At 56.3% G+C, this 12,419-nt stretch carries 9 protein-coding genes, 2 tRNA genes and 1 pseudogene; 7 read left to right on the forward strand and 5 right to left on the reverse strand.

Translation table 11 applies throughout. The annotated features are described in order from the left end of the window. The first annotated feature begins 170 nt into the window (after window positions 1-170). The 7 genes from sufA (at window position 171) to JZM24_RS15185 (ending at window position 7,294) form a co-directional block, all read left to right on the forward strand. Complete coding sequence (sufA, locus tag JZM24_RS15155) at window positions 171-545, forward strand: Fe-S cluster assembly scaffold SufA (protein ID WP_215670685.1); 375 nt, start codon at window positions 171-173, stop codon at window positions 543-545. A gap of 13 nt (window positions 546-558) precedes the next feature. After that, window positions 559-2,064, forward strand: coding sequence for a Fe-S cluster assembly protein SufB (gene sufB / locus JZM24_RS15160; RefSeq protein WP_215670688.1), 1,506 nt, complete (start codon window positions 559-561; stop codon window positions 2,062-2,064). A gap of 62 nt (window positions 2,065-2,126) precedes the next feature. Next, entirely contained in the window at window positions 2,127-2,873 is a 747-nt protein-coding gene (sufC, locus tag JZM24_RS15165) for a Fe-S cluster assembly ATPase SufC (protein ID WP_215670690.1), read from the forward strand. Beyond that, the gene (gene sufD, locus JZM24_RS15170) at window positions 2,848-4,134 is read left to right on the forward strand and encodes a Fe-S cluster assembly protein SufD (protein ID WP_215670692.1); all 1,287 of its coding nucleotides are present in this window, start codon (window positions 2,848-2,850) and stop codon (window positions 4,132-4,134) included. Before sufC ends, sufD begins: the two co-directional genes overlap by 26 nt. Continuing rightward, window positions 4,131-5,354 carry a cysteine desulfurase SufS gene (gene sufS / locus JZM24_RS15175; protein WP_215670694.1) on the forward strand — a complete coding sequence of 408 codons (1,224 nt, stop codon included), beginning with the start codon at window positions 4,131-4,133 and terminating at the stop codon, window positions 5,352-5,354. Before sufD ends, sufS begins: the two co-directional genes overlap by 4 nt. A 23-nt stretch (window positions 5,355-5,377) precedes the next feature. Then, on the forward strand, window positions 5,378-5,794 hold the full coding sequence (gene sufE, locus JZM24_RS15180; RefSeq protein WP_215670696.1) for a cysteine desulfuration protein SufE: 417 nt from the start codon (window positions 5,378-5,380) through the stop codon (window positions 5,792-5,794). Window positions 5,795-6,286: 492 nt separating this feature from the next. Then, window positions 6,287-7,294, forward strand: coding sequence for a L,D-transpeptidase family protein (locus JZM24_RS15185; RefSeq protein WP_215670697.1), 1,008 nt, complete (start codon window positions 6,287-6,289; stop codon window positions 7,292-7,294). A 741-nt stretch (window positions 7,295-8,035) separates the two neighbouring features. Here JZM24_RS15185 and JZM24_RS15190 read toward each other — a convergent pair. From JZM24_RS15190 to JZM24_RS15210, 5 genes and pseudogenes are all read right to left on the reverse strand, one after another. After that, window positions 8,036-8,272, reverse strand: a complete 237-nt coding sequence (locus tag JZM24_RS15190) for a major outer membrane lipoprotein (protein WP_215670699.1) — start codon at window positions 8,270-8,272, stop codon at window positions 8,036-8,038. Between the two features lie 573 nt (window positions 8,273-8,845). Then, on the reverse strand, window positions 8,846-10,258 hold the full coding sequence (gene pykF, locus JZM24_RS15195) for a pyruvate kinase PykF (RefSeq protein WP_215670701.1): 1,413 nt from the start codon (window positions 10,256-10,258) through the stop codon (window positions 8,846-8,848). A 483-nt stretch (window positions 10,259-10,741) separates the two neighbouring features. Then, window positions 10,742-10,818: transfer RNA gene (locus JZM24_RS15200), tRNA-Val, on the reverse strand. Between the two features lie 8 nt (window positions 10,819-10,826). Next, window positions 10,827-10,903 (reverse strand) — tRNA-Val (locus JZM24_RS15205). 152 nt (window positions 10,904-11,055) lie between these two features. Next, window positions 11,056-12,400 (reverse strand): annotated as a pseudogene (locus JZM24_RS15210) (MATE family efflux transporter). Window positions 12,401-12,419 lie beyond the last annotated feature (19 nt).

Here is a 12,419-nt window from a genome sequence, read left to right on the forward strand (position 1 = left end):
ATTAATTAGGGAAATAGCGGTCAAAAACGGTTTTTTGCCGGCGATAGCCGCAGCCATTTCCCCGCAAACGGACTATTCCCCTATAAAGGTCAAGGTTGAAGAGAAAATACAACTCTTTAACATAGGCGGATTTTCCGAGTATCAGCTTGTAACGTCATGAGGTAAACCTGATGCAAGTAGACAATAAGGTTGAGACATTCTCCCTGGAGGAGAATATCTGGCGCGGCCTGACTCTAACCGATTCCGCCGCCCGTCAGATCCGGCGTCTGGTAGAGAGCGACCCCACCATGCTGGGATTGCGGCTTAGCGTCAAACAGTCCGGCTGCGCCGGTTTCGGCTATGTGGTGGAAAAGGCCATTCAGACCGATGACAGCGACCGGGTTTACGATCATGACGGTGCCAAACTGTACGTGCCGCTAAAAACGATGCCTTTTATTGACGGCACGGAACTCGATTACGTACAGGAAGGTTTGAACCACGTATTCAAATTTAACAATCCTAAAGCTCAGCACGCCTGCGGGTGCGGCGAGAGTTTTGGCCTTTGAGCGATGAATCATTATGGCACGAAGCAATACAGACACCCCTGAGGCGATTGACGCAACGCAACCCTGGGTGAAAAGCGAGCGTTATAAAGAAGGCTTCTTTACCCAATTGGCCACCGAAGAGCTGGCGCACGGCATCAGTGAAGACGTGGTGCGCGCTATCTCGGCGAAACGCGATGAGCCGGAGTGGATGCTGGAGTTTCGTCTTAACGCCTATCGCGCCTGGCTGGAAATGGACGAGCCGCACTGGCTGAAAGCCCATTACAAACCGCTCGACTATAACGATTACAGTTATTATTCCGCACCGTCGTGCGGCGCCTGCGATGATACCTGCGGCTCGCAGCCCGGGGCGACGCAGCAGTCCGGCGCGGAAGTGGCGAAAAACTACCTGACCGATGAAGTGGAACAGGCGTTCAACCAGCTCGGCGTGCCGGTACGCGAAGGCAGCGAGGTCGCGGTCGATGCAATTTTCGATTCGGTGTCGGTTTCCACCACCTATCGCCATAAGCTGGCGGAGCAGGGCATTATTTTCTGCTCCTTCGGTGAGGCTATCCATGAGCATCCCGAACTGGTGCGCCAGTATATGGGCAGCGTGATACCCGCTAACGACAATTTCTTTGCCGCGCTCAACTCGGCGGTCGCCTCCGACGGGACATTCGTTTATGTGCCGAAGGGCGTGCGCTGCCCGATGGAGCTGTCGACCTATTTCCGTATCAACGCCGCCAAAACCGGCCAGTTCGAGCGCACTATCCTGATTGCCGATGAAGGCAGTTATGTCAGCTATATCGAGGGCTGCTCGGCGCCGGTGCGCGACAGCTATCAGCTGCATGCGGCGGTAGTGGAAGTGATTGTACTGAAAGATGCTGAGGTGAAGTATTCCACGGTGCAAAACTGGTTCGCCGGCAGCGAAGCCGAGGGCGGAATTCTCAATTTCGTCACCAAGCGCGCGCTGTGCGCGGGTGAAAACGCCAAAATGTCTTGGACGCAGTCCGAAACCGGTTCGGCCATCACCTGGAAGTATCCGAGCGTGATTTTGCGCGGCGACAATTCGGTGGGGGAATTCTTCTCGGTCGCGCTGACCAACGGCCGCCAGCAGGCGGATACCGGCACCAAGATGATCCATATCGGCGAAAATACCCGCTCGACCATTATTTCAAAGGGCATTTCGGCCGGACAGAGCGAAAACACCTATCGCGGGCTGGTGAAAATTATGCCGACCGCTACCAACGCACGTAATTTTACCCAGTGTGACTCCATGCTTATCGGCAGCGAATGCGGCGCTCATACCTTTCCTTATGTAGAAGCGCGCAACAATACCGCCCAGTTGGAGCACGAAGCGACCACCTCGCGTATCGGCGAAGATCAGCTGTTCTACTGCCGCCAGCGCGGCATCAGCGAAGACGATGCGATTTCGATGATCGTCAACGGCTTTTGCAAGGACGTGTTCTCCGAGCTGCCGCTGGAGTTTGCCGTGGAAGCGCAAAAATTACTGGCTATCAGCCTTGAACACAGCGTGGGCTAAGGCCGCGCTACCGCGTTTGCTGCCCGGACGGCTCGACAGGGCGGGTAAAGGAAAAATGAAACATGTTATCGATTAAAGATTTGAACATCAGCGTGGAAGACAACGCTATTCTCAAAGGACTGAATCTGGAAGTGAAACCCGGCGAGGTCCACGCCATCATGGGGCCAAACGGCTCCGGGAAGAGTACTCTGTCCGCGACGCTTGCCGGGCGCGAAGATTATGAGGTGACATCCGGTGAGGTCATGTTCAATGACCGCGATCTGCTGGCGCTGGAGCCGGAAGAGCGCGCCGGCGAAGGCGTGTTCATGGCGTTCCAATACCCGGTGGAAATACCGGGCGTCAGCAACCAGTTTTTCCTGCAGACGGCCGTCAATGCCGTGCGCAAATACCGCGAACAGCCGCCGCTGGACCGCTTCGATTTTGCCGATTTTATCGACGCCAAGATTGAACTGTTGAAAATGCCGGCCGATCTGCTGACCCGCTCGGTCAATGTGGGCTTTTCCGGCGGCGAGAAAAAACGTAATGATATTCTGCAAATGGCGGCGCTGGAGCCGGATTTATGCATTCTGGATGAGACGGACTCCGGTCTGGATATCGATGCGCTGAAGATTGTCGCCCATGGTGTGAATACCCTGCGTGACGGCAAGCGTTCTTTTATTATCGTTACCCACTATCAGCGTATTCTGGACTACATCAAACCAGACCACGTTCATGTGCTGTATCAGGGCCGCATTGTAAAATCCGGTGATTTTTCCCTGGTGAAACAGCTTGAGGAGCAAGGCTATGGCTGGCTTACCGAACAACAGTAACGCCCGCGCGCTGACTCAATGGCATCAATTGTTTGCCGGGCAGAGCGCGGCGCGCTCTGCCGACGCCTACGCCCATTGGCGGGACGTGGAGCGTTTGGGGCTGCCCACCCGCCAGCACGAGCATTGGAAATACACCCCGCTTGACGGGCTGTTGGCGCACCGCTTTACCCCCGCCGCCACCCGCGCGGTGTCCGCTCCAGTGCGCGATGCCTTGAGCCTGACGCTTGCAGCCTACCGGTTGGTGTTTGTCGATGGCCGTTTTGCGCCGGCGCTGAGCGATAGCGATACCGGTTTGTGGCAAATCGAGGTGGAGGAAGGGGCCGCCCGCCGGGCGCTGCCTACTCCCATCCAGCCGGAGATGTTTTTGCATTTGACCGAAAGCTTGAGTCAGCAGACCACCCGCATTCGCCTGCCGGCGGGCAAGGTGGCGCAACGCCCGCTGTATCTGCTGCATATCAGCCAGGGCGGCGAGGATAACGAAGCGCTGAGCACGCTGCATTACCGCCATCATATCGATATCGAGTCCGGTGCGCAGGGGCAAATTATCGAACATTTCGCCAGCGTCGATGCCCAGGGGCATTTCAGCGGCGCCCGTACCACTTTAACGATCGGCGACAATGCGCACCTGAGCCATATCAAGCTGGCTTTTGAAAGCCGCGCCAGCTACCACTTCAGCCATAATGATATCAGCGTGGGTCGCGATGCGGTGGTGCGCAGCAGTACTTTTATTCTTGGCGCAGGCTTGACCCGGCATCAGACCAGCGCGCAGTTAAACGGCGAAGGCTCCGATTTGGCGATAAACAGCCTGCTGCTGACCTTGGGGCAGGATATTAGCGATACCCGCACCTATCTTGAGCACAATAAAGGCCATTGCCTGAGCCGTCAGCTGCACAAAGTGATTGCCCGCGATCGCGGCAAGGGAGTGTTCAACGGGCTGATTAAAGTGGCCAAGCATGCGCTGAAAACCGACGGTCAGATGACCAATAATAATCTGCTGCTCGATCGCCTGGCGGAGGTGGACACCAAACCGCAGCTGGAAATTTATGCCGATGACGTAAAATGCAGTCATGGCGCCACAGTGGGGCGAATCGACGAGGAGCAGATGTTTTATTTGCGTTCGCGCGGCATCACCCGCGAAGACGCCCAGCAGATGATCATTTATGCTTTCGCGGCGGAAGTGACGGAAGCGATTGGCCACGAAGGGGTGCGTGCCACGGTGCTGGCGCGTATCGCCGATGCATTACAGGGGGTGGCAGCATGACCTATCCCATTGCGCGAATCCGGTCTGATTTCCCCATTTTGGCGCGGCATGTTAACGATAAACCGCTGACCTATCTCGACAGCGCGGCGAGTGCGCAAAAGCCTAACGCCGTCATCGATTGTGAAAGCGACTATTATCGCCAGGGATACGCCGCGGTGCACCGCGGTATTCATACCTTAAGCAGCGAAGCCACCACCCGCATGGAAAACGTGCGTCAGCAAGTGGCGCGTTTTATCAATGCTGCCTCGGCGGACGAAATCGTATTCGTTAAAGGCGCCACCGAAGGCATCAACCTGGTGGCCAATAGCTGGGGCCGGCAGCATCTTCAGCCCGGCGATAATATTCTTATCACCGAGATGGAGCATCACGCCAATATTGTCCCCTGGCAAATGCTGGCCCAAGAAAAGCAGCTGTCGCTGCGCTATATTCCGCTGTTGCCCGACGGCACGCTTGACGTCGCCAAACTGCCGGCGTTAATTGATGATCGCACCCGCCTGTTTGCCGTCACCCAGGTTTCCAATGTGCTCGGCACCCTCAATCCGCTGTCGGAACTTATTGCTAAAGTGCGCGCAGCCTGCGACGCGGTGGTGGTGGTAGACGGTGCGCAGGGCGTCATGCATCAGAAAGTGGACGTGCAGGCGCTCGATTGCGATTTTTATGTGTTCTCAGGCCATAAAATCTATGGTCCGACGGGGATTGGTATTCTCTACGCTAAAAAAGCGCTCCTGGACGCCATGCCGCCGTGGGAAGGCGGCGGTTCGATGATTCGCACCGTCAGTTTGACCGAGGGCACCACCTTCAACGATGCGCCCTGGCGTTTTGAGGCAGGCTCGCCACACACCGCCGGCATGATGGGACTGGGCGCCGCGATTGCCTATATTGAACAAGTGGGGCTGGACAGTATTCAAGCCTATGAGCACGAGCTGATGCGCTATACGCTTGAAGCATTGCAGCAAGTGCCGGACATGACGCTGTACGGGCCCGACGATCGCACCGGCGTTATCGCGTTCAATTTAGGCAAACACCATGCCTATGATGTGGGCAGTTTCCTTGATCAATACGGTATCGCTATACGCACCGGTCACCATTGCGCTATGCCGCTGATGGCCTATTTCCAGGTGGCGAGTATGTGCCGTGCGTCGCTGGCGATGTACACCGATCGCGACGACATTGACCGGCTGGTGGCCGGTCTGGTGCGGGTGCAGCGTTTGCTGGGCTGATAGCCAACAGGGAGCGAGTAACGATGGCGAATCTGTCTGATAAAGATAAATTGCTGCGCAATTTTTCCCGCTGCGGCAATTGGGAAGAGAAGTACCTGTATATTATCGAACTGGGCGGACTTCTGCCGCCGCTGCCGGCGGGTATGCGCACGCCGGATCATCTGATAGCCGGCTGCCAAAGCCAGGTATGGATTGTGCTGTCGACCCCGGCAGAAGGCAGCGTCCAGCTGTACGGCGATAGCGATGCCGCTATCGTGAAAGGGCTCATCGCCATGGTGTTTATTCTCTATCAGGGGCTGACGACGGCGGAGATTATTGCCTATGACGTGCGGCCCTTTTTCGACGCTCTGGCGCTCACCAAGCATCTGACGCCGTCCCGGTCGCAGGGATTGGAGGCCATGGTGCGGGGCATTCGCGCCCAGGCTTCCGCGCGCCAGTAACCTTTTTTCCGTCCCCGTCGGGACGGCCAGACTCCCGAGGCGCCACACGATGGCGCTGCGAGTAGTTTGTCTTTCCCCCGCAGGGGAGCGTCCCGCGTCTTACGGCCTGCCTGTGATCGACCACCACAGGTTTGACTCGCTGTCGCCCAAGCGGCTTTCCCGATGTTTTGGCAAAGTTGACTCGCTGTCACGCGAGTGGCTTGCCCGTTGCCTTGACGAAATTGACTCTCTGTCGCCCGATCGACTTACCCGTTGCCTTAACAGGCGGCCGAGCGCTGCCGCGATAGTGACCATTAACAGTGATTGCCCGGTAGTGCTTGCTTTTGGTTGCGAGGGGCAATGTTCAGCAGGACGGTATTTGCGGCGCTTTAGGAGTTCGCTGCATCGCGGAACTGGCCGGTCATTTGGTACACTCAACGCTGGCGCCGGCCGGTCAAGACTCCCATGGCTGACCTTTGCGCCGCTCTAACGGTTACTGACCCAGGACAGCTTATGCTAAACATAACCAACAGGCTGGCGTGGACGCTGGCCGCCGTGCTGGCAGGCGGCATCAATGCGGCCAGCGCCAGCGTCTATCCGCTGCCGCCGGACAATAGCCGGCTTATCGGTGAGAACACCACGCACACCGTCATCCAGGATGGCGGTTCGCTGGAAGCGATCGCCGATCACTATAAAATCGGCCTGCTGGCGATGCTGGAAGCCAATCCGGGCACCGATCCCTGGCTTCCACGGCCGGGTACGGTATTGACCATTCCCAGCCAAATGCTATTGCCCGATACGCCGCGCAAAGGCATCGTCATCAATCTCGCGGAAATGCGGCTTTATTATTATCCTAAAGGGGAAAATCAGGTGATTGTCTACCCCATCGGCATCGGTCAACTGGGGCGCAATACGCCAACGATGGTAACCTCTATCAGCCAGAAAATCCCCAACCCGACCTGGACGCCGACCGCCAATATCCGCAAGATTTACCTGAAAGAGCAGGGAGTCACGCTGCCCGCCGTGGTCCCGGCAGGCCCGAAAAACCCGATGGGGCTGTACGCGCTGCGGTTGGCGGCCGGTACCGGCACCTATCTTATTCATGGCACCAACGCCAATTTTGGTATCGGTATGCGGGTCAGCTCTGGCTGTATACGGTTGCGGCCGAACGATATTGAGGCCCTTTTCAACAGAGTCCCGGTCGGTACCCGCGTTCAGGTCATTAATGAGCCGGTGAAAGCAGCGGTGGAGCCTGACGGCAAGCGTTATGTAGAGGTCCACCAACCGTTGTCCCGCACCGAGAAGGATGATCCGCAGACCATCCCCATTCGCTTTAACGCCCGGACGACCAAATTTGTTGCCGCGCCCGCAACCGACCGCGCCATGGTGAAGCAGGCCGTGACGCGCCGCTCGGGTATGCCGGTGCTGGTCAATAACGGTGAACCGGCGCCACCCGAGGCGTCGCAGGTGGCGGAAAAAGCTGCGGATCACGCCGTAGCAAAGGGTGCCGCGGGGGCATAATGCCGGGCCCGGCCTATCCACGCTTGGCACATGGCAGGGATGTTGACGCCGGGCCGCAGCATCAGAACGACGACAGACAAAGACGGACGCATCGCCTGAACCGGCGGCGCGTCCGTCGTCGTTTTGGCACGGGTATGCTCAAGACAAGGTTTTATGCCGCGCGTTGGGTGATGCCGGCGCACGTATCAGACGTAGGGATGTCGGGCTGTGAGGACGCCGGGCAACACCGAGCGTCCGGCTGAGCCTGTGGAGGCCGATGCTGAGCTACGCCGGGCCTCTGGCTACGTCTGTGAAGGGCAATGGCGATACGCCGGATAGCTGGTCGCGGCTGTAAAAAAGGGCACGCTATGCCAGATTTCTGGCTTAACTGAAGAGGCTGATGGTGAACGACACCGGGCATCTGCCGTGCCAGTGGCGGGCGATGGCGAGCTACGCCGCACGTCTGGCTGCACCTGCTGGCGTGACGAGCCAGGCCAGGCGTCTGGCGCGTTATCTGGGCGTTAGGCGTAATCCGCTAATGATGCCCACGGGGGCGTCACGTCGCATGTCCGGCTCAGCCTGTGGGAGTTAACACGCGTTATGCCGAGCCCTGACGTCTCAGGATAGGATTAGCGCCGTCGCCTGATGATGCCCGCGGGGGCGAAGAGAGGGGAAGTCGAGCTCCAGTAGCCAGTGCCTGTTAAGCAGGCAAAAAAAATGGCGCACAGTAGTGTGCGCCATTCACAATCAAGACCGGAACTCTTACTTACGGTAAGAGGTGGTTTGGTTGTCCAGACGTTGGTTAGCACGGGCAGCGTCGTCTTTAGCAGCCTGTACGTCGGAGCGCAGTGCGTTCACGTCGTTGCTGATCTGGTCAACTTTGGCGTTCAGGGTCTGAACGTCGGAGGACAGCTGATCGATTTTAGCGTTGCTAGAGCAGCCAGCCAGCAGAGTGGAACCCAGAATTACCGCGCCCAGTACCAGTTTAGTACGATTCATTATTAATACCCTCTAGATTGAGTTAGTCTCCATGTAGCATTACAAGTATTACACAAACTATTTTCGAATGAGAATAAATTTTGCGAATAAAACGATTAAATTCGATCGACCGCTCAAAGAAACATCTTATTTTACAGAGTGGTTAAAAAAAGCGCCTTAAGGGCCTTGCGACCATAAGATTTCTCCGATTACGTCAGCGGCAAAACGTGCTATCGAAATTGGTTGCGCTAAATATTTTATTTCTTTAGCGCGATTCTTTTGACTATGCGTTCAATTACCGGTGATGACGATGGGTGATAGGCCATGAAATAGGTCTGCAGATAAAGTTTCTTTATACTATTCTGGTACCAATTGCGGTATTGCCAGGACGCCCGTTAATTAATAAGTATTACACTTATTTAATAATGTCCGGTTGGGACAACAAAAAGGCCCCTGCATGGCAGGGGCCTGTAAACGGTTTCGAAGCCTGAGGTGGTCAGCCTAGGTCAGCGCGCGGGCGCGAAGCGCCTCGGCCGCGCCAGGTAGAGGGATCAGGGGGTGGGACTGAGGTCGGTACGCACCCCCTGCTGGCGCTTACAGCATATGCACCGAGGCGGTATTGGTGGTGCCGCTCGGTACCAACGCGCCGGAAACCATGACGATGATATCCCCTTTAGCCGCTAACCCGGTTTCTAACGCCACTGCCTTGCCGATGCGGTAAAAATCATCGGTGGAAGCGATTTCTTCGACCAGCTGGCAGGAAACCCCTTTACTCAGCAAAAGTTGACGGGCGGTCAGTGGGTTGGTGGTCAGCGCCAGAATTTCTGCTTTCGGGAAATACTTACGCACGGATTTGGCGGATTTGCCGCCTTCTGTGGCGACCACAATCAGCGGTGATTCCAGTTTTTCCGCCGTTTCGACCGCGCCGCGGCAGACGGCTTCGGTAATACGCAGTTTACGGCTATCGTTCACACTGTCGATACGGCTTGGCAGCATACGATCGGTGCGCTGGCAGATAGTCGCCATAATGGTCACCGCTTCCAGCGGATATTTGCCTTTGGCGCTCTCGCCGGACAGCATCACGGCATCGGTGCCATCCAGAATGGCGTTGGCCACGTCGCCGGCTTCCGCACGGGTCGGACGCGGGTTTTTAATCATCGAGTCAAGCATTTGGGTCGCTGTAATCACCACCTTGCGCGCCCGATTACACTTCTCGATCATCATCTTTTGCGCGAAAATCACTTCTTCAACCGGAATTTCGACGCCGAGATCGCCGCGGGCGACCATAATGCCGTCGGAGGCTTCGAGGATTTCATCGAAATTATTCAGCCCTTCCTGGTTTTCGATTTTAGAGATGATCTGGATATGGCCGCCGCCGTGCTGCTCCAGATGTTCGCGGATTTCCAGTACGTCGGAACGTTTGCGGATAAACGAGGCGGCAATAAAATCGACGCCTTGTTCGCAGCCGAAAACCAGATCGCGTTTATCTTTTTCCGCCAGCGCTGGCAGGGCAATAGACACCCCGGGCAGGTTAACCCCTTTATTTTCACCCAAATCGCCATTGTTGAGCACCTTACACACCACCTGATCCTGGGTCACGCTGGTGACGGTCATGCCCAGCAGACCGTCATCGACCAGCACGGTATTACCGACCGCCAGATCCTGGGTGAAGCCAGGATAGGTGACCGCGACGCGTTCGCTATTGCCAATCACGCTTTGATCGGTGGTAAAGGTAAAGGTCTGGCCGGCGCGCAGCGAAACATCGGCGCCGTTTTCCAGTTTCATGGTACGGATTTCGGGGCCTTTGGTATCAAGCAAAATAGCGGCCTGCTGACCAGTTCTTTTCAACACCGCACGCAGATTTTTGATGCGCTGACCTTGCTCTTCATAATCACCATGGGAAAAATTAAGACGCATGACGTTCATACCCGCATCAAGCAGGCTGGACAGTACCTCTTCGGATTCGGTTTTCGGACCGATGGTACAAACAATTTTAGTCTTTTTCATAACGTTGATTTCTATAAGTTGTGATGGATGAGAAAGATGGTGCATCGCCGGACCATGCCCGCGATGAAAAAAAAGCCGCTTGTTGAACCTGCGGTCCATGTTAAAGGATAGGTGACAACGCTCAGAACGTAAGGAAAAAAGCAGAACGGCTCAAGCCAATGAGGCTGATATGCGCCGTAGGGCAATACTGTTTTTATGGGTGTAAGACAAATCAATCGGCGCGAACCATTCAATAAACATAGTAAAAACTGGACAATTAATGCGTTAGCACAAAAAAAAGCGTAATTGTGTCAATTTTGCCCCAGATCGTCGCACTTTATCGATGCCGTGGCGCTAACGCATTGTACGCCTGAATTCTGCCAGACCGGGGTTACCTGGAGCGTCGATGGCGATAACTACACCTGCCAACCTGTGGTCGGTGCGAAACCCGCGTATGGTAGCAGTAACGGTGAAAATAGGAATAGCAAAGGGTGCGAAAATGATTGGTGCGTCCGAGTGGACTCGAACCACCGACCCCCACCATGTCAAGGTGGTGCTCTAACCAACTGAGCTACGGACGCACAGAGAATGGTGCGTTCTAATGGACTCGAACCATCGACCCCCACCATGTCAAGGTGGTGCTCTAACCAACTGAGCTAAGAACGCATTTTGTTGCCTGCTGCCCAGCGCGACGAATATTAACGGGCTCTATCACGCCTTGCAAGGGGAAAACGCGTTTTTTCTCCCGAACACCGATTGATTGTCGAGGGAATGTGCATTAAGCCGGCTTTTTCACCGCTCACGGCGCATTACGCCCCTTAGCGCGCCGCCCGGTGCAAAATCCGCGCGGGCGTCTGCCGCTGTAGCCAACGCATGCGGCTCATCATCAGAATGGCGAAGTGGTAAGACCGATAATAAAGCCGACCCAAAACCCGCTAGGCCCCATGGCGGGACTCAGCCAATCCGTCAGCGCCAGCACATAGCCGCAGTGCAGGTCGAGCAGCCAATAGGCGGTAAAGGTGATAAAGAAGATAGAACGGGTATCCTTGTAGCCGCGCAGCACGCCGTTACCAATCACCTGTATAGAATCAGATATCTGATAGATGGCTGCCAGCAGCATCAAATGCGAGGCCATGGTCACCACCGCCGGCGTATCGTTGTATAACAGGGCAATACGCTCACGCAGCAGGCTGGTAAACAGCGCGGTGCAGCAAGCCAGCGTGACGCCTATCATCAGGCTGGACCAGGCGCTGACCCGAGCCTGCTCGACGTCACCTTGTCCTAGGCGATAGCCGATACGGATGGTGGCCGCCACCCCTAGCGACAGCGGCAGCACAAACATCAGCGAACTAAAGTTAAGCGCAATTTGGTGGCCGGCAACGGCAACAATACCTAACGGCGCGACCAACAGCGCCACCTCGAAAAATAGCGCCAGCGCCACCGGTAGACCCAGCGCAAACAGCCGCTTTAGCGCCACCGAGTCGGGTTTTTGCCACCCGCCCGCCAGGCGCAAATCGCGGAACGTGCTGGCCCGGCGCGTGTAGGCTCGCAGCAGCAGAAACATTATCCAGTAAACCGAGGCGGTCGCGACGCCGCAGCCAGCGCCGGCATGCCGAGCTTGCCGTGGATAAAGACATAGTTGATATGAATATTGCTCATCAGGCCGATGAACCCTGTCACCATGCCGGGTTTAGTGCGGGAAAGCCCTTCGCATTGGCAGCTTAGCACCTGAAAGAACAAGTAACCCGGCGCGCCCCACAGCAAACAGCGCAAGAACGCCACCGCTTTCCCCGCCAGCAACGGCTCGACGCTGTGCATATGGTCGATGACGAGATGACTGTTATACAGCAACACCATAGTGACCAGCGAGACGCCGAGCGCCAGCCAGAAGCCATGGCGGATTTGGTGGGCAATCCGGTCCCGGCGCCCGGAACCATTAAGCTGGGCAATGACCGGCGTCAGCGCCAGCAGCAGACCGTGACCAAATAAAATCACCGGCAGCCAGATGGACGTTCCCACCGCCACCGCGGCCATATTGGTAGCGCTTACCGAGCCGGACATGATGGTATCCACCACCCCCATTGCCGTCTGTGACACTTGGGCGAAAATGACCGGGAGGGCGAGAGCCAGCAGGATACGCGCTTCCTTGACATAATTTTGCACGCAAACACCTTTCTTTCGT

Source organism: Candidatus Sodalis endolongispinus (assembly GCF_018777395.1).
In the GTDB taxonomy this organism is placed as follows: Bacteria; Pseudomonadota; Gammaproteobacteria; order Enterobacterales; family Enterobacteriaceae; genus Sodalis_B; species Sodalis_B endolongispinus.

What these genes read in the sequence shown, in the direction of transcription:
- sufA (WP_215670685.1), top strand. Translation starts at nt 171, where the DNA reads ATGCAAGTAGACAATAAGGTTGAGACATTCTCCCTGGAGGAGAATATC.
- sufB (WP_215670688.1), top strand. Translation starts at nt 559, where the DNA reads ATGGCACGAAGCAATACAGACACCCCTGAGGCGATTGACGCAACGCAA.
- sufC (WP_215670690.1), top strand. Translation starts at nt 2,127, where the DNA reads ATGTTATCGATTAAAGATTTGAACATCAGCGTGGAAGACAACGCTATT.
- sufD (WP_215670692.1), top strand. Translation starts at nt 2,848, where the DNA reads ATGGCTGGCTTACCGAACAACAGTAACGCCCGCGCGCTGACTCAATGG.
- sufS (WP_215670694.1), top strand. Translation starts at nt 4,131, where the DNA reads ATGACCTATCCCATTGCGCGAATCCGGTCTGATTTCCCCATTTTGGCG.
- sufE (WP_215670696.1), top strand. Translation starts at nt 5,378, where the DNA reads ATGGCGAATCTGTCTGATAAAGATAAATTGCTGCGCAATTTTTCCCGC.
- JZM24_RS15185 (WP_215670697.1), top strand. Translation starts at nt 6,287, where the DNA reads ATGCTAAACATAACCAACAGGCTGGCGTGGACGCTGGCCGCCGTGCTG.
- JZM24_RS15190 (WP_215670699.1), bottom strand. Translation starts at nt 8,272, where the DNA reads ATGAATCGTACTAAACTGGTACTGGGCGCGGTAATTCTGGGTTCCACT.
- pykF (WP_215670701.1), bottom strand. Translation starts at nt 10,258, where the DNA reads ATGAAAAAGACTAAAATTGTTTGTACCATCGGTCCGAAAACCGAATCC.